The 23,516-nt window shown below is 35.7% G+C and carries 23 protein-coding genes; 15 read left to right on the forward strand and 8 right to left on the reverse strand.

Annotated elements, in window-relative coordinates:
• Window positions 1–28 precede the first annotated feature (28 nt).
• Entirely contained in the window at window positions 29–1,882 is a 1,854-nt protein-coding gene (dxs, locus tag deia_RS04210) for a 1-deoxy-D-xylulose-5-phosphate synthase (RefSeq protein ID WP_146820906.1), read from the reverse strand.
• A 138-nt stretch (window positions 1,883–2,020) separates the two neighbouring features.
• Here dxs and deia_RS04215 point away from each other — a divergent pair, with 138 nt between their 5' ends.
• The 3 genes from deia_RS04215 to deia_RS04225 all read left to right on the forward strand — a co-directional run bounded on the left by deia_RS04215 (window position 2,021) and on the right by deia_RS04225 (window position 4,546).
• Window positions 2,021–2,869: a hypothetical protein gene (locus tag deia_RS04215; protein ID WP_146820907.1), complete on the forward strand. Its 849-nt coding sequence runs from the start codon at window positions 2,021–2,023 to the stop codon at window positions 2,867–2,869.
• Between the two features lie 64 nt (window positions 2,870–2,933).
• Window positions 2,934–3,167 carry a CCDC90 family protein gene (locus deia_RS04220; RefSeq protein WP_146820908.1) on the forward strand — a complete coding sequence of 78 codons (234 nt, stop codon included), beginning with the start codon at window positions 2,934–2,936 and terminating at the stop codon, window positions 3,165–3,167.
• Window positions 3,168–3,220: 53 nt separating this feature from the next.
• Window positions 3,221–4,546, forward strand: coding sequence for an alanine:cation symporter family protein (locus tag deia_RS04225; protein ID WP_146820909.1), 1,326 nt, complete (start codon window positions 3,221–3,223; stop codon window positions 4,544–4,546).
• A gap of 2 nt (window positions 4,547–4,548) precedes the next feature.
• Here deia_RS04225 and deia_RS04230 read toward each other — a convergent pair whose 3' ends face one another.
• Entirely contained in the window at window positions 4,549–5,724 is a 1,176-nt protein-coding gene (locus deia_RS04230) for a Rossmann-fold NAD(P)-binding domain-containing protein (RefSeq protein ID WP_146820910.1), read from the reverse strand.
• 126 nt (window positions 5,725–5,850) lie between these two features.
• On the opposite strand from deia_RS04230, the gene rlmB reads away from it, so the two are divergent.
• Window positions 5,851–6,600 carry a 23S rRNA (guanosine(2251)-2'-O)-methyltransferase RlmB gene (rlmB, locus tag deia_RS04235; protein ID WP_146820911.1) on the forward strand — a complete coding sequence of 250 codons (750 nt, stop codon included), beginning with the start codon at window positions 5,851–5,853 and terminating at the stop codon, window positions 6,598–6,600.
• A gap of 42 nt (window positions 6,601–6,642) precedes the next feature.
• Here the strand turns inward: rlmB and deia_RS04240 are convergent, their stop codons facing one another.
• Together deia_RS04240 and infA are read right to left on the reverse strand one after the other, a co-directional pair.
• Window positions 6,643–7,047: a hypothetical protein gene (locus tag deia_RS04240; protein ID WP_146820912.1), complete on the reverse strand. Its 405-nt coding sequence runs from the start codon at window positions 7,045–7,047 to the stop codon at window positions 6,643–6,645.
• Window positions 7,047–7,262, reverse strand: a complete 216-nt coding sequence (gene infA, locus deia_RS04245; RefSeq protein ID WP_146820913.1) for a translation initiation factor IF-1 — start codon at window positions 7,260–7,262, stop codon at window positions 7,047–7,049. The genes deia_RS04240 and infA overlap by 1 nt, the downstream gene beginning before the upstream one ends.
• A gap of 99 nt (window positions 7,263–7,361) precedes the next feature.
• On the opposite strand from infA, the gene serS reads away from it, so the two are divergent.
• The 6 genes from serS (at window position 7,362) to deia_RS04275 (ending at window position 14,500) form a co-directional block, all read left to right on the forward strand.
• The gene (serS, locus tag deia_RS04250) at window positions 7,362–8,642 is read left to right on the forward strand and encodes a serine--tRNA ligase (RefSeq protein ID WP_146820914.1); all 1,281 of its coding nucleotides are present in this window, start codon (window positions 7,362–7,364) and stop codon (window positions 8,640–8,642) included.
• A gap of 143 nt (window positions 8,643–8,785) precedes the next feature.
• A complete protein-coding gene (locus deia_RS04255) occupies window positions 8,786–9,859 on the forward strand; it encodes an ATP--guanido phosphotransferase (protein ID WP_146820915.1) in 1,074 nt (357 codons plus the stop codon).
• Between the two features lie 131 nt (window positions 9,860–9,990).
• Complete coding sequence (locus deia_RS04260; RefSeq protein WP_146820916.1) at window positions 9,991–11,175, forward strand: hypothetical protein; 1,185 nt, start codon at window positions 9,991–9,993, stop codon at window positions 11,173–11,175.
• Window positions 11,176–11,237: 62 nt separating this feature from the next.
• Window positions 11,238–11,978: a 3-deoxy-manno-octulosonate cytidylyltransferase gene (locus deia_RS04265; protein ID WP_146820917.1), complete on the forward strand. Its 741-nt coding sequence runs from the start codon at window positions 11,238–11,240 to the stop codon at window positions 11,976–11,978.
• 68 nt (window positions 11,979–12,046) lie between these two features.
• Complete coding sequence (locus tag deia_RS04270; protein WP_146820918.1) at window positions 12,047–13,600, forward strand: hypothetical protein; 1,554 nt, start codon at window positions 12,047–12,049, stop codon at window positions 13,598–13,600.
• Window positions 13,601–13,654: 54 nt separating this feature from the next.
• Window positions 13,655–14,500 carry a prephenate dehydratase gene (locus deia_RS04275; protein WP_146820919.1) on the forward strand — a complete coding sequence of 282 codons (846 nt, stop codon included), beginning with the start codon at window positions 13,655–13,657 and terminating at the stop codon, window positions 14,498–14,500.
• A 109-nt stretch (window positions 14,501–14,609) separates the two neighbouring features.
• Here deia_RS04275 and deia_RS04280 read toward each other — a convergent pair whose 3' ends face one another.
• Window positions 14,610–15,179: a ribonuclease HII gene (locus deia_RS04280; RefSeq protein WP_146820920.1), complete on the reverse strand. Its 570-nt coding sequence runs from the start codon at window positions 15,177–15,179 to the stop codon at window positions 14,610–14,612.
• 223 nt (window positions 15,180–15,402) lie between these two features.
• The gene (locus deia_RS04285) at window positions 15,403–16,836 is read right to left on the reverse strand and encodes a glutamine synthetase family protein (protein ID WP_146820921.1); all 1,434 of its coding nucleotides are present in this window, start codon (window positions 16,834–16,836) and stop codon (window positions 15,403–15,405) included.
• Window positions 16,837–17,000: 164 nt separating this feature from the next.
• Between deia_RS04285 and deia_RS04290 the strand changes: the two genes are divergently transcribed.
• The 5 genes from deia_RS04290 (at window position 17,001) to deia_RS04310 (ending at window position 21,475) form a co-directional block, all read left to right on the forward strand.
• Entirely contained in the window at window positions 17,001–17,528 is a 528-nt protein-coding gene (locus deia_RS04290; protein ID WP_146820922.1) for a NuoB/complex I 20 kDa subunit family protein, read from the forward strand.
• Window positions 17,529–17,747: 219 nt separating this feature from the next.
• The gene (locus deia_RS04295; protein WP_146820923.1) at window positions 17,748–19,049 is read left to right on the forward strand and encodes a M23 family metallopeptidase; all 1,302 of its coding nucleotides are present in this window, start codon (window positions 17,748–17,750) and stop codon (window positions 19,047–19,049) included.
• Between the two features lie 16 nt (window positions 19,050–19,065).
• On the forward strand, window positions 19,066–19,467 hold the full coding sequence (locus tag deia_RS04300) for a bactofilin family protein (RefSeq protein WP_146820924.1): 402 nt from the start codon (window positions 19,066–19,068) through the stop codon (window positions 19,465–19,467).
• A gap of 2 nt (window positions 19,468–19,469) precedes the next feature.
• Window positions 19,470–20,231 carry a pseudouridine synthase gene (locus tag deia_RS04305; RefSeq protein ID WP_146820925.1) on the forward strand — a complete coding sequence of 254 codons (762 nt, stop codon included), beginning with the start codon at window positions 19,470–19,472 and terminating at the stop codon, window positions 20,229–20,231.
• 68 nt (window positions 20,232–20,299) lie between these two features.
• A complete protein-coding gene (locus deia_RS04310) occupies window positions 20,300–21,475 on the forward strand; it encodes an MFS transporter (protein ID WP_222912622.1) in 1,176 nt (391 codons plus the stop codon).
• 256 nt (window positions 21,476–21,731) lie between these two features.
• Here the strand turns inward: deia_RS04310 and mraY are convergent, their stop codons facing one another.
• Window positions 21,732–22,793: a phospho-N-acetylmuramoyl-pentapeptide-transferase gene (mraY, locus tag deia_RS04315; RefSeq protein ID WP_146820927.1), complete on the reverse strand. Its 1,062-nt coding sequence runs from the start codon at window positions 22,791–22,793 to the stop codon at window positions 21,732–21,734.
• Window positions 22,794–22,868: 75 nt separating this feature from the next.
• The gene (locus tag deia_RS04320; protein ID WP_146820928.1) at window positions 22,869–23,456 is read right to left on the reverse strand and encodes a LysE/ArgO family amino acid transporter; all 588 of its coding nucleotides are present in this window, start codon (window positions 23,454–23,456) and stop codon (window positions 22,869–22,871) included.
• Between the last annotated feature and the right edge of the window lie 60 nt (window positions 23,457–23,516).

Genomic DNA, 23,516 nt, shown 5'->3' on the forward strand with positions numbered 1-23,516 from the left:
AGTATTTTTTTAATTAATATTGCATCCCTTAAATTCCAAGCACAAAACTTACAATTCCATCCTTATCAATGCCGGATTTCGCCTTCATGTTTGAAATAGTGTCGTGCGCTAAAAACTCATCACTCATATGCAAACTAACCACCCTTGCACCTAAATTATTCCTTGACATAAAGTCCGCTACAATACCGCCAAACCCACATACCGAGCCCTCCTCAACTGTAATAATCTTCCGCCCCCCTAAAGCCTTTAGCCTTGCCTCATCAAGTGGCTTTGCAAAACGCCCATCAATTACAGAAACTAAAATGCCATGCACATTTTTTAACTCCTCATATGCAAGCTTTACCTCGCCTAAACACGCCCCATATGAAATAATTACAACATCACCCTCATGCACATAAATGTCTCGCATCTTCCCAATTTCAGCCGCATTAATACCCTCAATATCCGGCATCTCCTCAAGACATGTTAAGCCCCTTGGATACCTAAACGCACACGGCATGTCATTAATCTCATTTGCAGCCTTCATCATGCTAATTAACTCAATCTCACACGATGGCGCCATAACTATAATGTTTGGTAAAATCGACAGAAATGCTATGTCAAAAGACCCCGCATGCGTCGCCCCATCTGCCCCAACATATCCAGCCCTGTCAATTGCAAATCTTACAGGTAATTTCTGTATGCAAATATCGTGAATAATCTGATCATACGCGCGCTGCAAAAATGTCGAATATATCACGCAATACGGCTTGTATCCACACATAGCAAGACCCCCTGAAAATGTAACAGCATGCTGCTCCGCAATTGCAACATCAAACATTCGACTTGGAAACTGCCCTCCAAACTTGTCAAGCCCCGTCCCATTTGGCATACCAGCAGTAATTGCAACAACCCTCTCATCACCCCTTGCAAGATGTATAAGAGTTCTTGAAAAAACATCAGTATATGTTAAATTTCTACACTTTTCCTGCTTTCCCGTTGCAATATCAAACTTTACAACCCCATGTAGCTTGTCCTGTGCATGCTTTGCAGGCTCGTAACCTCTTCCCTTTTCCGTTCTAACATGAATTAAAATCGGCTTTGCCATATCACTTTCCTTTGCAGTCTTTAATACCTCTATAACATCCTCAATCTCATGTCCGTCAATTGGCCCAATGTAATAAAAACCCATTGACTCAAATATATTCCCCCCAATTATCATGTCCTTTACAGCACTCTCCGCCTTTTTCATAAATCTTGATGCAAAATCAGGTAACATAGACTTAATCCTGCCCCTTGCACGAATATATCTGCTTGACCCAATTAACCTTACTAAATAATTCCTCATGGCCCCAACAGCTGGCGCAATAGACATGTCATTATCGTTTAAAATAATAATAACCTTGCTGCCTAAATCACTTGCATTGTTTAACCCCTCATACGCCATCCCCCCTGTTATACTGCTATCTCCAATAACCGCAACTACATCATGCCTCTCGCCCTTTAAATCTCTACCCTTTGCAAGCCCAAGCGCAGCAGAAATAGACGTAGAACTATGCCCAGCCCCAAATACATCATACTCGCTTTCAAATATCGAACAAAAACCCGAAATCCCCCCAGCCTGCCTAATCGTCGGTAATAAATCCTTTCTGCCAGTTAAAATCTTGTGCGGATACGCCTGATGCCCTATGTCCCATATCACCTTGTCAATCGGCGTTTTAAATACATAATGCAGCGCAATCGATAACTCAACAACTCCAAGCCCAGCCCCAAGATGTCCACCGGTTTTTGATAATGTCTCGATCATATATCCACGAATGTCCTGTGCAAGATCTCTTAGCTCGTCTACGCTAAAACCCCTCATGTCATCTGGAAAATTGACCCTATCTAATACACGATACATTATAAAAAACCATTTTCCCAATCATAAAACAATATAATCAAAAAGCAAGTCTTTTTTCCTAAAATCAACTAATATACGAAAATCTCTTGACAATTGATTAATTTTCGCGTATAATGCAATAACTTTTAGTGTAAATATATGGATCAAAATAACAACCAATCAAATAGCGTAGTTTTGTATACAAAAGAAAGTTTGAAAGATAGAGAGATAAATGATGGCATTAAAATATTAAAGAGTGCCGGTAAAACAATTGCACAAGAAATCCCAGATGATTTTTCATCTGATGATGTAAACAAAATTATACAGCAATACCAACAACAAGGTGTAAATAAAGTTTACTTCATTTCACAAATGTTATCAAATGAGACTAATAAAATGTTAGAATTTTTAGAAAGCAATAAAAATGAACATTTACGCTTCATGTTTATATCGTGTAATATATTTAGAGAAATGAGTGATTTATTTGACATTACAAACGTTAAAATTCCTTATAATTCTGTTTATACAGGCTGTAATGTTTCAATGACGAACAACCCTTTAAGATTGCCAGCGAATGCCGATATAGTTCAAATACTATTTGATCATAACAAAAAGGACAAAATTTTTCAACTTAAAGGCAACGTAAATGACATTATTCATGGTAAAATTGCACAATTACTCAAAGAAAAACAAGATCTGAAAAATGAAAACAAAATTCTTTCTGAAACAGGTCAACAAAATAAACAAAATGCTGAAGTTGTTAATCTTAAAATTGTTGCAATTCAAGAATGTATTGATAAACTTCAAAGTATTTCAAACCTTATACTGGAAGGAAAAGTACCAAAAGATCCACAATATAGTGCTAGAAAGTTTATTCCATATCGTCCATACTTGGGAGGAAAAAACATACAAAGTATACTTTCTACTAAATTTTATCAAAATGTCGAAGAGGTTAGTAACAAAAGTAATACGAGAAATTCTTTAACAGGTGGCGGTCTTGTGATATAGGTTAATAATCTGCTTGACATTTAAACTTTCTTTACCACACATATAAGCAAACCATTGAAAAAATATGCAGTTTTCTTTTGATACACTTCGTTTTGTTGAAATTTTAACAAAAAATAATACCTTTACTGATGCTCAAGCGAAAAATATCATTAACGTCCTAAAAGAGATTGAGGAGAAGAATCTAAATATACTTGCAACAAAAAGAGATTTGCGCGAGTATTACTACAAAACAATAATTGCAATCGGCGTTATGATGACGTCACTTTCCGGCCTCATCATTGCTATCTTGAATAAATAAATCCTTGACATTTAACTTTCTAATCATAACCTTGCTTAAATGATTCTTAATTAATGAATTTTGCAATTGCAAAGCTTACATCTTTAATACTCTACCCAATTTTCGGCGTTCCATTCTTGGTGCTCCTTGTTGTTTTTGCAAGTTTATACCTTTCAATTCGCTTAAAATTCATCAATATCACAGGCTTTTTAAAAGAAAGAAAAAATAAAGTCGGAAGAAGTAAAAAAGACGAAGTCTCAGGCTTTGGCGCCTTTATGTCCGCAGCTGGATCAACCCTTGGAATGGGTAATATCGTTGGCGGCGCAATAGCAGTAAAAATAGCAGGCCCAGGCTCAATATTTTGGATAATAATCTTCAGCCTCCTTCTCTCAATGATTAAATTCGCAGAAACAGCCCTCGGACATCACTTTCGCCATGAAGATAAAAATCATGTCATAAGCGGCGGTGCATTTTTCTATATCCGTGACGGCTTTGCAAAACTTAATCTTGCCCGCATCGGCCTAATATTTTCCATAATCTACGCAATAGCATTCATCATAGCCTACCTTGCAGCAGGCGCTTTCCAAATGAATCAAATATCCTCCCTTGTCGCAAATGAAATCATTAATAAAGAAAAATACCGCATAATAACAGCTATTTTAATAGGATTTTTCTCTCTCGCAGTTCTTGTCGGCGGTATACATAGAATAGCAAAAATCTCAACAGCACTCGTGCCTTTTATGGTAATTTGCCATCTATTTTGCTCAATCGTAATAATAACACTTCATATCCATAACTTCGATGATGTTCTAAAAAGCATCCTGCAGTCAGCATTTTCTCCAGAAAATAACTCTAAATACGGCGGTATGATATTCGTTGTAGTCTACTCTCTTCAACGCATTCTCTTTGGCTCAGACTCAGGCACAGGCGCAGCAGCAATAGCAAATAGTAACTCAAATAAATCCTCAATACAACAAGCCCTTATAGTCTCAATAGAACCCATGCTCGTTGCCCTTATGATGATAGTTAGTAGCCTTGTCGTAATGCTCACAGGCGCTCATCTGCACGAACTTTCAAATGGTATACATACAGTAAGTATAGCCTTTGCAAACGGCGGTAATTTAATAAAATATATCTTCTGGTTCAATATTAGCATTTTTGGTCTAACTAGCATAATAAGTAATGGCTACTACGTCGAAAAAACATGGTACTACCTTTCAAATGGTCGCTTCATACTCCTTTCTAAAATCACATATATTTTCGCCTGCATGATATGCGCTAATATGTCTTTTGCCTCAATAATGCCCCTTGCAGATATAGGCTTTAATCTTGCAATAATACTAAATGTAATCGCAATAATAGCACTTTCTCCAATAATTAAAAAAATCCTTATATCCTAAAACTATACCCCCTTTCCTCCATTGAAAAAACCAGTGCCAATCGCGTTGTTCACACACGCTCTTTTTAAAAAATCAATATTGTTAAAAATGCCCATCCCAAGCCTTCGCACCCCAGAAATAATAGGGTTTGAAATCTTGAAAAACTGATTCAAATTGTGCGTCATAAATAACATAGATAAAACATCAATCTTCCTTTTTAAACTCCCCTTAAAATCACTAAATCCTCCACTTTTGCATATACTTTCCGCTAGCCTTTCTATATCCCTTAAAATCACATTAAAACCCTGCCCGGCAATAGGATGCATAATAAAACTCTTCGTCCCAATAAAACATATCCCATCATCCTTGCTCTGCCGCCCATATCCAACACATAACGGAAATATCGATACATCACCTAATATCTCAATCCTTCCTACATAACCAGATAATAAATTCGTTAAATACGATAAAATAAACTCATTCCTCTTGTCGCCCTCAAGCTCCATAACATCCCTTGCTAAATCACTTGGTATAGTCCTTACAATGTTAGACCTTTTCCCATCCCTCATCGGTAATAACGCAAGCGGCCCAAGCCTTGTAAACCACTCTATCGCAGTGTTGTTGTGCAAAAACTCATGCTCTACATTAATCGTCATTCCATACTCCTTGTAATCATACCCTACTCTTCCTTCACTTACATCAAAATCACATATATCATCATACATCCCGTCTGTTAAAATAATCCTGTCTAAACCCTCGCTACATCCATCCCTTTCCACTATAAATCCACCACCATCCCTCTTAATACCTCTTACATCACATACCATCTTTCCATCAATCGCCCTATCTATCTCCTCACATAACCCATTGTAATCAATAATATACCCCATCTTGTCATATCCAAAATCTCTAGCCCTTAGCTCAACATCATGCCCCTTGCTATCCTGCCCGTTTAATACTAAAATCCTTTCTATAACCCCAGATTTTTCAAATAAACTCTCGCAATCCATAATGCATCTTAATGTCTCTAAATTATCTATAGAAATAGCCATAGTTCTGCTTGCAAATCTACTCCTATGCAATAACGCCTCATCATCACTATACAACTTTCCAAATAATCTACACTCCACTCCCCTTGCCCTCAATACCAAAAACGCAACCTTTGCAGTAATGTTGTTTCCAAAAATGCCAATAACCATAACATCAATAAATGCTATCTAAACCTGACTATCCTTTTCTTAAAGTCAATCCAAAAATATACTATAATCTCCACTTTCTACTTGCTTTTAAAATTATATCAAATACCATAAATAAAAATCTTCTTTATGAAAAAAATACATAACGATAAACATAAAAAAAACTTCCATATCGTCTACGGAAAACACGCCATACAAGCCGTCCTTCAAAATGATAATAGAATAATCTATAAACTCTATATCCAATCAGACCTTAAAGATAAAATACAAATCACTAAAAATATAAAAATAGAATATGTCTCCAAAGATACCCTTTCTAAAATGTGTAAAGATGGCGATAAACATCAAGGCTATCTCGCTCATGTTAGCTCTCTTATAGAATCCCTTAAACTTGAAGACTATATCGACATTTTCTCCCGCCAAAATAAAGCATCAATAGTAATTCTCGACCAAATAAATGACCCCCATAACCTTGGCGCTATACTTCGCTCCGCACGCTGCTTTAATATCGACCTTGTAATCATCACAAAATACAATATGCCAGAAATAAACGCAAGCGTAATTCGCTCTTCAGCAGGTATGAGTGAATATGTTAATATCCTCACAGTAACTAATATAAATAACACACTCCAAACCCTTCAAAACTCAGGCTTTTATACCATCGCCCTAGACCTTAACGCTCAGTCTAGAAAAATCTCCAATATCACTAATGAAAATAAAAAAATCGCCTTTGTAATGGGTAGCGAAGGATACGGCATACGCCAATCAATCCGTGATACATGCCATGAAACCCTCCAAATACAAATAAATCCCGACTCAGATAGCCTAAATGTCTCAAATGCAGCAGCTATAATGATGTACGAAATATTTAACTCCTAACCTCATATACCGCTTATCAAAGCTGAAAAAAACGCAATAAAATCAACCTAAAAGCCACCCACAAATATGCACAAATATCCTCATGCACAATATTAACTCAAGTATCTTTATGTTCAAATAATTAAACCTTTGTATACCAATGAAAAAAATGCCAACACTTGACGCTAAAGTTGAAAAAAATAAAGGCGCAAATAGTAAATAATAATGTCCGGAATTCATTGACTTAAAACTCATAATCCTATTATCCTTATTAAATAACGGCTTTAATCCTCTGCCAACAAGAAAAATCGTCAATATACCTAATATCTCAGCAATACACATTACTAAATGCGCTAAACCACGAATCTTTTCAGGATATATCGCAACAACTGCATCGTAATAATTTAAAATTACATCAAACGTTACAACGCTAATATATGTGTTTGTAAAAATATCAACTAAATCCATTAATACCTATAAGAAATCCTTCCTTTTGTTAAATCGTATACAGATAGCTCAACTTTTACCTTGTCTCCAATTACAATCTTAATTTTATTCCTCCTAACATTCCCAGATACATGGCACAAAATCTCCACACCATTTTCAAGCTTTACTAAAAAAATCGCACCAGGCTGGCATTTTAAAATCACACCATCCATCTCAATTATATCATCTTTTGACATTTATTAACAAAAAAACAAATTTAATTTACTGTAACATAAAAATTTTAATTGTAAATTATATTTTTTACTTTTTAATAAAAAAAATTACTTTTTGCCTATATGCTCGATATTAACTTCATAAAAAATAACCTTGAAATCGTTAAAAATAGCATGAAAAATCGCTCCTTTACCTTTGACTTTGATGCCCTGCTAAAATTAGACGATAATCGCAGAAGCGTTATGCAAGAAACTCAAAATATGCAAAGTAAACAAAATGCAATCGCTAAAGAAATAGGCATGATTAAATCAGCTAAAAAAGACGGAAATATCGACGACCTAATGAAGCAATCAGAAGAAATTAAACACACCCTTGCAAAACTTGAAGAAAATGACGCAAAACTTCAGCATGAAATTAAAGAAATCCTTGCAACTATCCCAAATATCCTCCAAGACGCAGTTCCATTTGGAACAGATGATACTCAAAATCTTCAAATATCTGCCTTTGGCGAAAAAAAATCCTTTAACTTCGATATTAAAGAACACTATGAAATCGGTGAAAAACTCGGTATAATGGACTTTGAATCTGCCCGTAAAATCTCAGGCTCACGCTTTGTTTTGCTACGCTCTGACCTTGCAAAACTTGAACGCGCTTTAAAAAACTTTATGCTAGATACCCACGCAGCAGAATTCGGCTATGAAGAAATCTATGTTCCACACTTAGTTAATGCAAACTCAATGTTTGGCACAGGGCAGCTGCCAAAATTTGATAATGGCTATATCACAACAGACGGAATGTACCTTATTCCAACATCCGAAGTTCCCCTTACAAATATCGCAGCAGATATGATAATCTCAGAAGAAAAACTCCCTATGAGATTTACATCCTACTCTCAATGCTTTAGATCAGAAGCAGGCGCAGCAGGTAAAGATACAGCAGGTATGTTTCGCCAACATCAATTTTCTAAAGTGGAACTTGTCTCAATCTGCATGCCGGAAAAATCACATGATGAACACGAAAGAATGCTAATGGCTGCCGAAAATATCCTAAAAAAACTCGACCTACACTATAGAGTTTGCCTTCTTTGCTCAGGCGATACAGGCTTTTGCTCAAGTAAAACCTACGATATAGAAGTCTGGCTTCCTGGGCAAAAACAATACCGCGAAATCTCATCTTGCTCAAATACCCTTGACTTCCAAGCCCGCAGAATGATGGCTCGATACAAAACTCACGATAACAAAAAGGGCTATGTTCACACACTAAACGGCTCAGGAGTTGCAATAGGACGCATGATTGTTGCAATAATTGAAAACTACCAAAACCCAGATGGAACCTTCAATATCCCAAATGCACTCAAACCATATATGCAAAATATCGACAAAATTACCGCTTGTAATCTGTGAAAATCTACTAACAAAATCACAAGTATAATCTTTGCTAAAACATAAATAATCCCCCATAAAACCTACTAATATTCCTTTAAAACATTTTATACTTGATTTTTATTATTTTCTGTCCACTATTGGTTAATTTTGTTGCTTTTTGTATGAAAAAATTAGTACTTATCGCATGTTTATTGCCAAATATAGCCTTTGCAAACGAAATTCCTCTTTGCATACAAGCCGTTCAAAACCAAAAAATTAAGGCATCCCTTGAGAATAAAAAAACAGCAAATGGCGTTGATTTTGATAAAATAATGGCGTCAGGAATTAAGACTAAAAAAAGTAAAATCGGTTGCTACGCAGGCGACGCAGAGTCTTACCAAACCTTTGCCCCAATTTTCGACTATGTTCTTGATAAATATCACCACAAAACACAAAATAAAACTACTGAAAACTACGATGTATCCGCTATAAATCAAAACTTTTCAGATGACGCTAAGAAACTAATTTCGTCTACAAGAATTCGCTTTGCACGCAATATCGAAAAATTTCCGTTCCCATCTTCAATGTCAAAACAGCAGCGCTATGAGGTTGAAAAAACCATTACAGATGCCATAAATTCAAGCGATTTCCTAAAAACTGGAACCTATACCTCTCTTGAAAAAATGAGTAAAAAAGAACAGGAAAAACTACGCAAAGAACACCTTCTATTTAACGATATAACCGAAGATGAACACCTAAACGCAGCAGGAATTTCAGGTGACTATCCTCATGCCCGCGGAATTTACATTTCAAAAGATAAAAAACTCGTCATCTGGATTAACGAAGAAGACCACATGCGCGTTATATCCATACAAGAAAACTACGATATACGCTCGGTTTTTGAAAACCTTGTACACCTTGAAAATGAACTTCGTAAAACAATAAAATTTGCATATAGTAAAAAATACGGCTATCTTGCCTCCTGCCCAACAAATATCGGAACAGGAATGCGTGCAAGCGTGCTTTTGAAACTTGAAAATCTTGGGAAAAATCAAAAACTCCTTAAAGAAATTGCAAAGTCATTTAACATAGATGTCCGCGGCGTTTTCGGTGAAAATAGCAACTCAGAAGGCGGTATATTTGATATATCTAACTCCGAAAGATTTGGTAAATCCCCTGAAGAACTAATAAACAACATGATTCGCGGTGTAAATCTACTTGTTGAAATTGATAAACTCCAAGCGCAGCAAAAATAAATAAACATTTGGCATATCATTCGTCAACTTCGTCAAAACCTAACCCTAATCATAAAGAAATAAACCGATAATTGTTTTTTTCTTGACATTAAAAAAATATATCTCATAATAGTTGGTAATTTTATTTTTTTATGAATCAAAACCAAAAAACATGGTCAAATAACAACCCTGTCACACTCGATCCAAATCTTCAAACCGAAGCAAACCGCATTCTTGCTGAGCAACAAATGAGAAGATATAATCAAATAAGATTTACACCAATACATCAAATTAACGGTTTCATGCAGCAGGTTGTTGCAAATGCGGACCAAAATCAACTTGTAAAAAACAAAGTTATCCAAAATTGGAACACAATATCAAGTGAAGCAAGGGCTACATCAGATAAAAATATTTACAATTTAATCAGAAAACTTGTTGGACTATACTATCCACAAGACAATCAAACTGCTGCCGATTTGCTACTAACATTACTACAACACCCATCATCTGGACTGAGTTTAAAAAATACATTGTTTAGAAACAAAATACCTGTCACACCTTTAACAGTAACAAATTTTAATCAAGGTAACTTTAAAGAAAAGGCAAGAAAAGCAGAGCGGTTAATCGAAGCAGTGAGAGAAGATATTATATCAAATGGTGGAGAAATTCAACCACTTACAAAACAGGAATCTGAAAAGTTAATCACCATAGTCACAAGCTACATTGACGAAAATATAGCAAAAAATGATAAAATAACTCTTATTACCCTCTTACTTGAAAATCCTAAAAAAATATTGCAAATTGTAAACAGAAATATTCAAATAGACCAAAACACTTTAGACCTCATCTTAAATGGCACAGAAATTCATGAAATTCCAAACCCTCAACAACATCCAACCTTGCAACATAACGTTCAAATACAGCAAGAGCAACCTGTTGTAAATCAACCTGTTGTAAATCAGCCTGTTGTAGATCAGCCTGTAGATCAATTTTTCCAAAACAATGTACTAACCCTTGAGCAAATAGAACTTCATGAACAACAAATTGCAAACATTAATCAACAATTTCAACAGCAAAATAATCAATTCCAAGAAGTAGCTCAAGAAGTAGTTCAAAAAGTTAATCATGATTTGCAATTTCAACAACAAATGCAAAATAATCAAGGCGACACAGGAGGTTATCATCAAAACTATCAACTTCCAATTATAAAAAAAGTTAAACAAAATAACGATCCACATTATCAACAACAGCAACCACAAGGACGGCAATTACAAAATCTTATAAAATCTTACACTAACAGAAGTAGAAGTAGTAGTAGCAATAGCATGCAAAACTAATCCTTGCATTTTATAAATAACCAGTTTTCATAGTGAAATGAAGATTGGTTATTTACATAAATATGAAAACAGCAATATTCATACCAGCACGCATAGGCTCAACAAGATTTCCTAAAAAAGCCCTTGCAAAAATACACGGCATCCCAATGATAGTCCACGTTCTTGAACGTGCTAAAGAGTCAGGAATTTCTGATATTTTCGTCGCAACGGACGATGAAGTGATTAAAGCAGAAGTTATAGCCGCAGGCGGAAATGTTATAATGACAGATGCAAATTTACCTTCAGGAACCGACAGAATTTTCGCCGCAAGCCAGCAAATAACCGAAAAATACGACATAATAATCAACCTACAAGGCGATATGCCAGATATTAAGCCATATATCATAGCGGAAGTTAAAAACGTCCTTACCTCAAACCCAAGCGCAGACATCGCAACGGCCGCGTACAAAACAACAAGCCTAAAAGATGCAAATAACCCAAATGTTGTAAAAGCAATTTTGTCTATCAAAAACCAAGACGATAAAGCACATAAAGCCCTTTATTTTACGCGATCCCTCTGCCCTGCTAACCCTGAAAACCTAAGCGAAGCCGAGTTCTTTCATCATCTTGGAATTTACGCTTACAGGCAAAATACACTTGAAAAATTCGTCAAAGCACCCCCTTCATACCTTGAAAAACGCGAAAAACTCGAACAACTCCGCGCCCTTGAAAATGATATGTCCATATACGCATGCCTTGTCAATGACCTTCCAATAAGCATCGATACAAAAGAAGATTTAGAAGCCCTTCTTTCTAAAAAATAAATTTTTAATTGTTTTTTTCTTGACATTAAAAAAAATTATCTCATAATGGTTGGTGATTTTATATTTTTATGGGAAAATCTTTTTTTAATCGCCGCAAAGGAAACAACTCTGAAAAAAGTATTGTAAGCGAAGATGAAGATCTTCAATTAAACAATCCTGTGGAAAAAAAGATAACCAAATACAAGCAGTCCACTTCGGGAGAAGTAGAGGCAACCGATGCCTTGATAGACAAAATTCTTGAAGAAATAAACCAAAGTAAAAATGAAAATGGTGAAATAATGCTTGCAAAAAGACAAAGAAAGAAATCAAAAGGTAAAGGTAAAGGTAAAAAGGGTGAAATAATGCTTACAGAAGCACAAAGAGGGAGCTTAAGAGCTATACTTAATAAATTTACGCCCACTGATGATAACGAATATATGGTGAAAGCTACAAGGTTGTTGGCTGGCAACCCATCGTGCATTGCCGGAATATACATTGCAATAAAAGATAGTGATACAAATGATAAGCAAATATTACAAACGATACAATCGTACATTGATGATGCTGCAAAACGCACACAAAATGATAAAACAATAAATAAAGTAAATAATGGGAAACAAGAAGGAGGTAAAACACCCCTTAACAACTCTCAACAAACTTACTTAAGAGCTATACTTAATAAATTTACGCCCACTAATAATAGCAGACGTGAGGAAGTTGCAAGGTTGTTAGCTGACAACCCATCGTGCATTTCCGGAATATACTTTGAAATAAGCAATCGTAAGATAACAGATGATGAAAAAATATTACAAACGATACATTCGCATATTGATGATGCTACAAAACACGCACAAAATGATAAAACAATAAATAAAGTAAATAATGGGAAACAAGAAGGAGGTAAAACACCCCTTAACAACTCTCAACAAACTTACTTAAGAGCTATACTTAATAAATTTACGTCCACTGATGATAGCAAACGTGAGGAAGTTGCAAGGTTGTTAGCTGACAACCCATCGTGCATTTCCGGAATATACTTTGAAATAAGCAATTCTAAAATAAAAAATGATGAACAAATATTGGCAACAATAGAAGGTTACATCAAACGGCAAAAGAACCGTCAAAATACCTATCTCCAAAACAAACAGGAACAACAAGAAGATCTGCAACCTCAAGATCAACTCGAAGAAGAAAATAATCAAGATCAATTCGAAGAAGAAGAAATCTATTGCAGCCAAAGCTATTCCAGACCTCCTCTTTGTCCACGACTAACATTTAACAATCTTGGTCGACGCGCAAAACCGTTTGATCAAGATGAAAATGAAGATCAATTCGAACAAGAAGGTCAAAATTTTAACCAAGAAGATCTGCAAGTTGAGCAGCCACGAAGCCTAATTCTTATCAAACAACAAAACAAACAAGCTGAAATTACAAACAAGCAACAACGCAAACAAAAAGCAGTGTTGCATAATCAATACCTAAGCCAAAAACAATATATTAATCAACAACAATACCCAGACCAAGAACAGGAGCAAAATGCTAACCAAAGAAGCTCAACACTTAGAAATCTTACAAGACCTAATTATAAAGAAGATGTAGAAAGAAATAGAAGTAGAAATAACAGTAAAATGCATTACAAATAAACTAATCCTTGCATTTTATAAATAACCAATTTTCATAGTAAAAAATTATACACTATGAAGATTGGTTATCAAGGCACAGATGGTGCTTACTCACACATTGCCTCCCAAATTCTGTCCCCAAATTCATCATATATCGGCTTTTATGACTTCTTTGACGCGTTTGCCGCATTAAATCAACAAACAGTCGATAAAATCGTAATCCCAATCGAAAACTCATACGCAGGACGCGTCGCCGATGTTCACCGCCTTATCGCTAAAAATAACATCTATTTCGAGGCAGAATATATCCTTAAAATACAGCATCAACTTCTTGCAAATCATGCCACAAAACCACAAGATATAACAGAAATACTCTCTCATGAACAGGCAATTATGCAGTGCCAAGACAACTTAAAACGCATATTTGCAACAACTACACCAAAGTTAATACCCGTCAACGACACAGCAGACGCAGCAAAACGCCTTATGCAAAGCAATAATACAACATCAGCCGTCATAGCATCAAGCCTTTCCGCTAAAATATACAATCTTCAAATCATACACCCAGACATACAAGATGCACAAGATAATTTCACAAATTTCATCCTAATGTCAAAAAAACCATCAAATCACCCATTTCAAAACAATAAAAACTACATAACATCCCTTATATTTGCAATAGATAACAAATCTGGCGGCCTTGCGAAAATCCTTAATATACTTTGCGACCATAACATAGATCTGCTTAAAATCGAAAGCTATATACCAGGGGGCGTAAAATCTCATAAAGCAGAATTCTTCATCTCCTGCAGCGGTCATACTCAAGATCCAAATCTATCAATCGCCATGCCTAAACTTCACGCCTCATGCCTTGATGTTAAACTTTTTGGCTCATACCTTGCAGATGAAAAAAGACTCTAGCATATACTTGTAAAAAATTGCTCACTATTTTCACTACATTACACCTTGAACATCATATTCCTAAATCACAAAAAACCCACCTCCCTAAAGCAATAAATCATCATCCATCCTAAAACCAAGACCTCCTGTGTATATGGCAAAATCCGTGCTTTTTAACCTGCTCAAAATGTCTTTTTGTGCCATAACCAAAATTTCTGTCAAAGCCATAATCCGGAAAAATGCTACCCATCCTAGTCATTAAATCATCCCGATAAGTCTTGGCAAAAATAGACGCAGCCGCTATCTCGTAATATCTGTCATCACCCTTTATAATCGTCTCACAATCTTTCCTTGGAGCCCTGTTTCCATCAACTATAATCCTTGATACATCATAGCCATGCTTTAATACCTTCTCAATCGCACCATTCATGGCAACTAGTGTTGCATTTAATATATTTACCCTTTCAATCTCATCATTTCCAACCTCAAATACTTCAAAAATACAATACTTTTCAAGCTCAATACGCGCATCCACCCTCTGCTTTTTGCTCATCTTTTTGGAATCACGCACATACTCTTTAAAAAAACCCTCATCTTTCTTAAAAATTATACACCCAGCCGCTACAACAGGGCCCGCAAGCGCTCCACGCCCAGCCTCATCAACACCAACTACAATGCCATCTTTTTCAAAAAAATTCATTACCTCTAAAAAATACTATCACATTACTATAATACCATTTTTACTTAAAATCAATCACTAAAATAAAATTACTCTAAATATCCAAATGCCAGCTATAAATTAACCATAAAACCTAAATACAATACCAGATAGCATTTGACATAAAGTTAAACACTATCCACCTCAAAAAAACACCATAAAATCACTCAAGTGATATTAATATGATATAAATCTCGCACCTAGCCTAAAAATTATACCATAAAACCTGATTTGTTACCTCGTGGTGATATATAATCTCAGATACCTTAACCTTGCATCCAAGATCTTTAGGGCATCTGTTTGCAGCCATTTCCTTTATTTCCGCAAATTTCTCGCATGAAACATCTCCAAGTATAGCCTTTAATGTCCCACTTGCCTTGAAATAACGCAGTGCATCATAAATATTGCCCGGTAACTTCTCACGCTTGTTTAAAATCTTGGACATCTCCTTGTCATCTTGCTTTGAAACGCCAATTGATACAACTGCAAAAATCATTAAATATGGATTGCAATCAGGCGCAACAGACCTTATCTCAATACGCGAAGACTTCTCATTGCCAATAGGAATTCTTATCATCGCACTTCTGTCACTTGATGAAATCTTAATCTCATTTGGCGCTTCAAACTTCGGGTCAAGCCTTCTATAGGCATTAACACTTGAATTTAAAATTAAACATAAATCCTTAGCATAATACAAAATAGATGTCGCAAATTTCTTCCCACTTTCCGAAATCTCACTTCCCTTTTCAAAAAAAATGTTACGCCCCGCCGTCTCAAGTGAAATGTTCATGTGCATACCGCTTCCATTAATATTCATAACAGGCTTTGGTAAAAATGACGCAGTGCATCCCATTAATTTTGCAACCTGTCTGCAAATAAGCTTGTAAATCTGAATCTGATCCGCCGCCTCTAAAGCCTTTGTGTACTTATAATTTAGCTCAAATTGCGATGGTGCAACCTCTGGGTGATCCTTTTCATTTTCAAAACCCATACACCTTTTAATCTCCGCTACAGCGTCAATAAACTTCCTTAATTTGTCCTGCGGAAGTGAATTAAAATATCCACCCGTAGTTACAAGCTCAAACTTTCCTAATGCCTCAAAATTTTGCTCACTGTCTATCCCATCTAATAAAAACCCCTCAATTTCCGGTGCAACATTTACTATAGTCTTGTCCTTTGCGTATAAATCATCACATAAACTATGTAACTTCTGCCTAAAATCACTCTCATATGGCTTGCCATCTTGCGTAAATGCACTTGCAAACATCATAACCTTACCCGGCCCAAATACACAGCTTGGTAAAAAACGCAAACTTGAAAAATCAACCTGCAACCTTAAATCTGACTTGTCCTGCGTTGAAAATCCACGCACAGATGAACCATCGAACGTTAAATTGTCGTGCGAATTTATAAAAAATGTCTTGTCGTAATCAAGGTTTAATAACTTGCCCTCAATGTCTGTAAAACATAACATCACAGCCTTAATTTTCTTCTCATCCTTTAATATCTTCAAAACCTTTTGCGCAAAATAATCCTGCGTCTTTCCCTCTTTTCTCTCAGCTTTTAACTCAAGGTTTCTTGCCTCAAGCTCCTCATACGATAAATCTAAAAATACTTTCTGTTCTAATGAATTTAACATACATAAAAATAAAATGCTAATTCATTTAAATGAAACTAAATTTAATTGTCAAGAAATATATTTCCATACCACAAAGCCCTAACCATACCCCGATAAAAAATATCAAAAACAAAACTTGATTTTTATTTATTTATCATTATAAATTTCTGCTCTTTGATTATAAAATGCAAAATGATGCTAATAACCTAAATTACTCACTTTCAGCCTTTAATAACGATGTAATACAAGAAGCAATAACTAGCCTTAATAACCAAGGCTTTCTAATCGCAAACCTCGATAAAATAGTAAAATGGGCTCAAACCGGATCACTCTGGCCTATGACCTTCGGCCTTGCATGCTGCGCGGTGGAAATGATGCAAACAGCAGGATCCCGCTATGATCTCGATAAATTCGGCGTGGTTTTTCGCGCCTCCCCTCGTCAATCAGATGTTATGATAGTTGCAGGAACCCTCACAAATAAAATGGCACCAGTGCTTCGCAAAGTATATGACCAAATGGCAGAACCAAAATGGGTAATATCCATGGGCTCATGCGCAAATGGCGGCGGATACTACCACTACTCATACTCCGTCGTTCGTGGCTGCGATAGAATAGTTCCAGTCGATGTCTATGTCCCCGGCTGCCCACCAACCGCAGAAGCCCTGCTCTACGGCATAATGCAACTTCAAAAGAAAATCCTTCGTAATGCGTAAAATAACTACTGCATAATCCAATTAATCCCCAATAACTCCATTACCTAACACAAAACCAAAACATTATCCATATACATAAAAACTCAACTGAAATCTGCCTCCTAAACCCAATTCCATCCCTCCATCATGCCCCATAAAACCCCTGTCATAACAACATAAATATAAAAAACTTGATTTTAAAAAAATCATCCTAAACTATCTAATAACTCTCTATTTCCTATGAAATATATAAAAACATTTTTTAATAAATGCTTTATAGACCAAAGAATAGTAATATCCTCAGAAAAATCCGTTAGAACAATTAAATTCACTAAAAAAGCCCAAATATTCATATTCTCCATATTTATCTTCGTTCTTCTCACCCTTACCTTCTTCTTCGTCTTCGGCGTTAAACTATACGGTACAATCGATAAAAAACAACGTAAAATAGACCAAATGCGTCAAGATGGACAAGTTACAAAAGTCGAAGTCGCTAAAATGATTATCCATATGGAAAAAATCAATGAATACTTCGAAAAAATCTCTCGTAAAACTATATCAGATGACGATGTAAAAAATATCGATGATAACAATAATAAAAATGAAAATCAAAACTCCGAACAAGACCAAGATAAACAACAAAATGATGATGAAAATGACATAATAACACCCCAAAAAAATACTAAAAATAATGATAAAAAAGATATAAATAAAAAACGCGAAGAACTCCTTAATCCATCAGAATCTCGCGTCCCATTAAATCTTGCCTATAATAACAATAACTTCGATAACTACACAATACAAGACCTTAATAAAATCCTTCGTAGTAAAATAGCATACTGGTACGCTATGATCAACACCCGTTATGCCTATATCCAAGATGTCCTCCTTAAACTCGACCTTCTAAACTGTAAATCATCATCTTGGTTTTCAAAAGCCCTCTCTAAAGCAGAATATGTCATAGACGCAATAGGTATATCCTCTAATGCCACCGAATCTCAAGTCTTTGAAAAAATGAAAACTAGAATATGCAACTCAGGCCATATCCAAAACGCCGCTACCTCTTATAAAGTAAAAAATCATATGCAAGCTACAGATGATGACTTCATACCATCAATGATTAAACTCGAAGGACTCATCATGGAAATACCCCTCGGAAACCCCCTTAAAAACGGTAAATTCTCAAGCCCCTTCGGCTATCGAATAGACCCCGTACATAAAAAAATGGCAAAACATGAAGGTATGGACCTTGTCCTTTCCTATGGCGCTAAAATCTTCTCTACAGCCCACGGTACAGTAATAAAATCAGGATGGCATAATGGATACGGCTGGTCAGTCGATGTCGCACATGGCCATGGTATAACAACTCGCTACGCCCATATGTCCCATATAGACGCACGCCTTGGCCAAAAAGTATACCCCGGTACCCTCATAGGCCGCCAAGGAAACTCCGGTAAATCAACAGGATCTCACCTTCATTATGAAATTCGAATAAATAATCTTGCAATTAATCCAAAGCGTTTTATTGTACAACAAAGATAATATTTTTTTTTATTCTATGAAAGCAAAAGAGGCAATATCAGTGGAAGAAAATGCAATTTCCTTCATTGGTGAAAATATGTCAATCACAGGTAACATCTCAGCAGATAAAGGCTCCGTCGAAATACTTGGCGCAATAAATGGTGACTGCAATGTAAATAATCTCACAGTCCGTGAAACAGGTATCGTCACAGGTAATGTTAAAAGTGAAATGCTAAAAATTAAAGGCTCAATTAACGGTAATATCTCCGCCCCAATAGTTAAAATATTCTCCACAGCTAAAATACACGGCGATATAGAATATGGTACACTTTCAATTGAAGATGGCGCCGAAATCAACGGTAACTTTAAACGCATTAAAACACAAGCCTCTAATATTACCTCATCAAATACCGATAAATTGGATAAAAATAAAAAATAATTATGTACCGCATTAATAAAGCTATATCCCGCCTTGGTATCTGCACTCGTAAACAAGCAGATAAACTAATCCTTGATAAACAAGTCTACCTTAATGGCCACCTAATAGAAGACTTCTCCACAGAAGTCTCTATAGGTGATACAATAATAGTCTCTAAAAAACACTATAAATTCATCCCACCAAAAACAGAACTCTTCGGTTTCTATAAACCTAAAGGCTGCATAACATCCCGCTTTGACCCAAACGGCCGCCCAACAATATACGATGCATTAAAAGGTAAATATAAAAACCTCATTACAATCGGCCGTCTTGACTTTAATACAGAAGGCCTTATCCTCTTTACTAACGACGGTGAATTCGCCAGATTCATGGAAATCCCCTCTAGTAAAATAGAACGCATATACCATGTCCGTGCCTTCGGCTTCCTCTCACAAAAAAAAATGATAGATATATCAGATAAAGCATTCCACGGTATAACAATAGATAATATAAACTACGATAAAGTAATCCTTAAATATGACGGTAATCCATCATTCATCAACGACGATAAAAAGAAAAATCATAAACTTACTATAAAAATATTCGAAGGTAAAAACCGTGAAGTTCGTAAAATCCTTTCCCACTTCGGTCTTGAAGTAAATAGACTAATACGCCATAGATTCTCAGAATACTCACTAAATGATATACACCCAACTCAAATGACAAAACTTACAATAAAACCATCCCTTATGCAAAAATTTAATCTCTATAATACAAAACATTAACCTTGACAATAATATTTTCCCTATACAATCAATCAAAAATATATATGAAAATCTTACCCTTTATCGCAATGGCAATAGCAATTTTTGTCTCAGCAGCCGAAATTGATATCTGCGTTCCAAGCTTTCCGGATATTAAAAACCTCTTTAACCTCTCTGCCTTCTCGGTTGAAATGATCCTCAGTGTTAATCTCATATTCCACTGCATAGCAGCAATATTTGTCGGCAATCTCGCAGATAAATACGGTAAAAGAAAAATAATGAATTTCGGCTTTCTTATCTTCGCCCTTGGCACCCTCCTTTGCATACTTTCTAAAAATTATCCAACCCTAATAATAGGCCGTATAATCCAAGGTATAGGCTCCTCAGCCCCAATGGTTCTTGCCCCACTTTTCATAATGGACCTATATACTAACAAACAAAAACAAGAAAAAATGATGAATATCCTAAATGGAATATGCACAATCGCAATATGCACAGCCCCAACTATCGGCTCATATGCAACCCTCGTTTGGAACTGGCAAGCAAACTTCACTATCCTCCTTGCCTTTACCTTTGTCGCTCTCTTCTTTAACCTCTTCCTTCCAAAATCAACAATAAATACCCAAACCTCTAAAGTAAACTTTGCCGAATATAAAATAATCTTTTCATCAAAACTGCCAATGATGTACATCCTTTCCTGCACAATAGCAATCGGCCTTTATTATACCTTCGTCGGTATGGCGCCAATAATCTACATAAACGCCTTAAATGTTGACCTAAAACACTATGGCTTTTATCAAGGTGCGCTCACCCTTGCCTTTGGAATATTCTCAATAATTAGCCCATTAATCACAAATATTCTCGGTAAAAAAACCGCATTTCTTGCCTCAATCTCTTTAATATTCTCATTTCTAGCCTCATACGCATATATCATAATAAATAATGTTCAAAACCCACTATTTATCACCCTTTCAACCCTCCTTTTGTCAATAGGCGCAGTAATACCGGTTAATATCCTTTACATAGGCTCCCTTTCCTCAATACCTAATATGCAAGGTAGAATATCCGCCGTCCTTACCGTTTTAAAATGGGTTTTTTCATCCATCGGAATACAAATCGCCTCTTACTTTTACGCTAGTAACTTTATATCAACCGGAATAACAATGTTTGTAATGGAAATTATCTCTCTTTCAATAGGGTTTTACATCTTTAAACTCGATAAAAACTTCCGTCAATCCCTCCTTGCGTCAAAATCTAAAAACTAACCACAAATTGCACTAAAAATACACACAATTTACACCATATCTCAAGCCAAGCCCTACCTAATCTTTGCCATAAAGACTAAGTAATTCTGGAAAATAACCAAAATACACACCAATAAAACCCCATAAAATCACGCAATAATCAAGCCCTAAATTACCTAATCTTTATCATCCCAAGGGCTACACCAATTCACTCCCTTTTGCCTTGCAAAACTCTAATCCAACACACGCAAATCAAGACCCTTAAGCAGCATTTGCACTACCTAATCTTTATCATCCCAAGGGCTAAAATGTTGAATAAAAACGCTAAAATCCAAAATCTTATAACAACCTTTGTCTCGCTTAATCCCTTTTTCTCGTAATGATGATGTAGCGGCGCCATAAGGAAAATCCTCTTTTTGTTACGCAATTTATACGACCCAACCTGTAAAATAACACTAAGTGCCTCAATTACAAACAGCATCCCTGCAAAAAATAATAATATCTCCTGCTTGATTAATACTGAAATTATCCCAAGTGATGCCCCAAGTGGAAGGCTGCCCGTGTCTCCCATAAAAATGTCCGCCGGCTTTGAATTAAACCATAAAAATCCAAGACACGCCCCCATCATAGCCGCACAAAATACCGAAATTTCGCCTGCCCCGCTAATGTGCGGAATGTGTAAATATCCCGAATATATCAAATCTCCACAAAAATACGCAACAATACCAAGGGTCAGCGAGCATAAAAAAATCGGCATAGATACAAGCCCATCGAGCCCATCTGTTAAATTCACCGCATTGCTTGCACCTGTAATTACCAAAGCCCCAAATATAAAATACACAACTCCAAGCGTTAAAACAAGATTTTTAAGTACCGGAAAATACAATTTCGTATCAATTTGCTCAGGATTTATGCAGTGCGCTAAATAAATTATTCCACATGAAATTACTATCTCAAAAATAAACTTCCACTTTCCCCTGATCCCCGCAGTAGATTTCTTCGTTAATTTCTGAAAATCATCAAAAAAACCTATAATGCAAAAAATAACCATCGTAAGCAGCACAATCCACACCTTATACTCGCTTAAATCACACCAAATTAATGACGATAATAAAATCGAAAAAACCATAAAAACCCCACCCATGGTCGGCGTTCCCTTCTTTGCAGCATGCGTCTCAGGTCCGTCATTTCGAATAGGCTGTCCATCCTTTTGCAAACCCTTTAAAAACCTTATACCACGCGGCATAATCATCACCATCGCAAGAAATGAAGTTAAAATCGCAAGCCCGCACCTAAGCGTGATATACTTTGCAAAAAAAAATGAAATATAGCTTGACATCGCCTAATATATAAATACACTAAATCATACAATATTATTTTTAATTTGCAATAAATTTATTACCTAAAAAATCGCTTAATTAAAAATTAGCTTTATCGCCATAAATACCATAACTATACCGGTTCCAAAATTTATATACCTCCATACCTTTGCACTTTGTAAAAACTTTCCAAAAATATATCCAAGAAATCCAATCGCAGCAAACCATACAATCGACGACGCTACATTTCCAAGATAAAATAACCATCTTGATACACCGTCATATTCAAGACTAATGGTACTAATTGTTACCGTGTCAATCCATACCCCAGGGTTGAATATACTAATAAAAATCGTGTTTAAAATAATATATTTCTCAATCGGCTTTTGAACTGCATCTAAAGACTCGCTCTTGTATATTGCCCTGTGGAACGCAGATATTCCATATTTTAAAAGGAAAATTACACCACATACCCTTATGCACTGCAATACATAAATGTTCTTTGCAAATGCACTCATTACACCAAATGTCATGCAAAAAATCATTATACAATCAAGTAAAATACATACAACAGGTATTACAATTTTATGTCTGTAGCTGTTTGTTAAAACGAAAATATTTTGCGGACCAATTGCAACTATTTGCGCAATATGCATGATAAATCCGTATAATAATGCTTTCATAACTCTATTTTTGTAAGTTTCTAAAAATATTTTTTTATTAGTCAAGAAAAATCTTGACTT

The organism is Candidatus Deianiraea vastatrix (assembly GCF_007993655.1).
Taxonomy (GTDB): Bacteria; Pseudomonadota; Alphaproteobacteria; order Rickettsiales; family Deianiraeaceae; genus Deianiraea; species Deianiraea vastatrix.

Bases quoted from the DNA above. Each gene is read 5' to 3' on its own strand.
- deia_RS04260 (WP_146820916.1), top strand. From the start codon at position 9,991: ATGAATCAAAACCAAAAAACATGGTCAAATAACAACCCTGTCACACTC.
- deia_RS04240 (WP_146820912.1), bottom strand. From the start codon at position 7,047: ATGGATTTAGTTGATATTTTTACAAACACATATATTAGCGTTGTAACG.
- deia_RS04230 (WP_146820910.1), bottom strand. From the start codon at position 5,724: ATGGTTATTGGCATTTTTGGAAACAACATTACTGCAAAGGTTGCGTTT.
- deia_RS04215 (WP_146820907.1), top strand. From the start codon at position 2,021: ATGGATCAAAATAACAACCAATCAAATAGCGTAGTTTTGTATACAAAA.
- deia_RS04220 (WP_146820908.1), top strand. From the start codon at position 2,934: ATGCAGTTTTCTTTTGATACACTTCGTTTTGTTGAAATTTTAACAAAA.
- deia_RS04280 (WP_146820920.1), bottom strand. From the start codon at position 15,179: ATGAATTTTTTTGAAAAAGATGGCATTGTAGTTGGTGTTGATGAGGCT.
- deia_RS04270 (WP_146820918.1), top strand. From the start codon at position 12,047: ATGGGAAAATCTTTTTTTAATCGCCGCAAAGGAAACAACTCTGAAAAA.
- deia_RS04285 (WP_146820921.1), bottom strand. From the start codon at position 16,836: ATGTTAAATTCATTAGAACAGAAAGTATTTTTAGATTTATCGTATGAG.
- serS (WP_146820914.1), top strand. From the start codon at position 7,362: ATGCTCGATATTAACTTCATAAAAAATAACCTTGAAATCGTTAAAAAT.
- deia_RS04320 (WP_146820928.1), bottom strand. From the start codon at position 23,456: ATGAAAGCATTATTATACGGATTTATCATGCATATTGCGCAAATAGTT.
- mraY (WP_146820927.1), bottom strand. From the start codon at position 22,793: ATGTCAAGCTATATTTCATTTTTTTTTGCAAAGTATATCACGCTTAGG.
- dxs (WP_146820906.1), bottom strand. From the start codon at position 1,882: ATGTATCGTGTATTAGATAGGGTCAATTTTCCAGATGACATGAGGGGT.
- deia_RS04265 (WP_146820917.1), top strand. From the start codon at position 11,238: ATGAAAACAGCAATATTCATACCAGCACGCATAGGCTCAACAAGATTT.
- deia_RS04295 (WP_146820923.1), top strand. From the start codon at position 17,748: ATGAAATATATAAAAACATTTTTTAATAAATGCTTTATAGACCAAAGA.
- rlmB (WP_146820911.1), top strand. From the start codon at position 5,851: ATGAAAAAAATACATAACGATAAACATAAAAAAAACTTCCATATCGTC.
- deia_RS04275 (WP_146820919.1), top strand. From the start codon at position 13,655: ATGAAGATTGGTTATCAAGGCACAGATGGTGCTTACTCACACATTGCC.
- deia_RS04300 (WP_146820924.1), top strand. From the start codon at position 19,066: ATGAAAGCAAAAGAGGCAATATCAGTGGAAGAAAATGCAATTTCCTTC.
- deia_RS04305 (WP_146820925.1), top strand. From the start codon at position 19,470: ATGTACCGCATTAATAAAGCTATATCCCGCCTTGGTATCTGCACTCGT.
- infA (WP_146820913.1), bottom strand. From the start codon at position 7,262: ATGTCAAAAGATGATATAATTGAGATGGATGGTGTGATTTTAAAATGC.
- deia_RS04225 (WP_146820909.1), top strand. From the start codon at position 3,221: ATGAATTTTGCAATTGCAAAGCTTACATCTTTAATACTCTACCCAATT.
- deia_RS04310 (WP_222912622.1), top strand. From the start codon at position 20,300: ATGGCAATAGCAATTTTTGTCTCAGCAGCCGAAATTGATATCTGCGTT.
- deia_RS04290 (WP_146820922.1), top strand. From the start codon at position 17,001: ATGCAAAATGATGCTAATAACCTAAATTACTCACTTTCAGCCTTTAAT.
- deia_RS04255 (WP_146820915.1), top strand. From the start codon at position 8,786: ATGAAAAAATTAGTACTTATCGCATGTTTATTGCCAAATATAGCCTTT.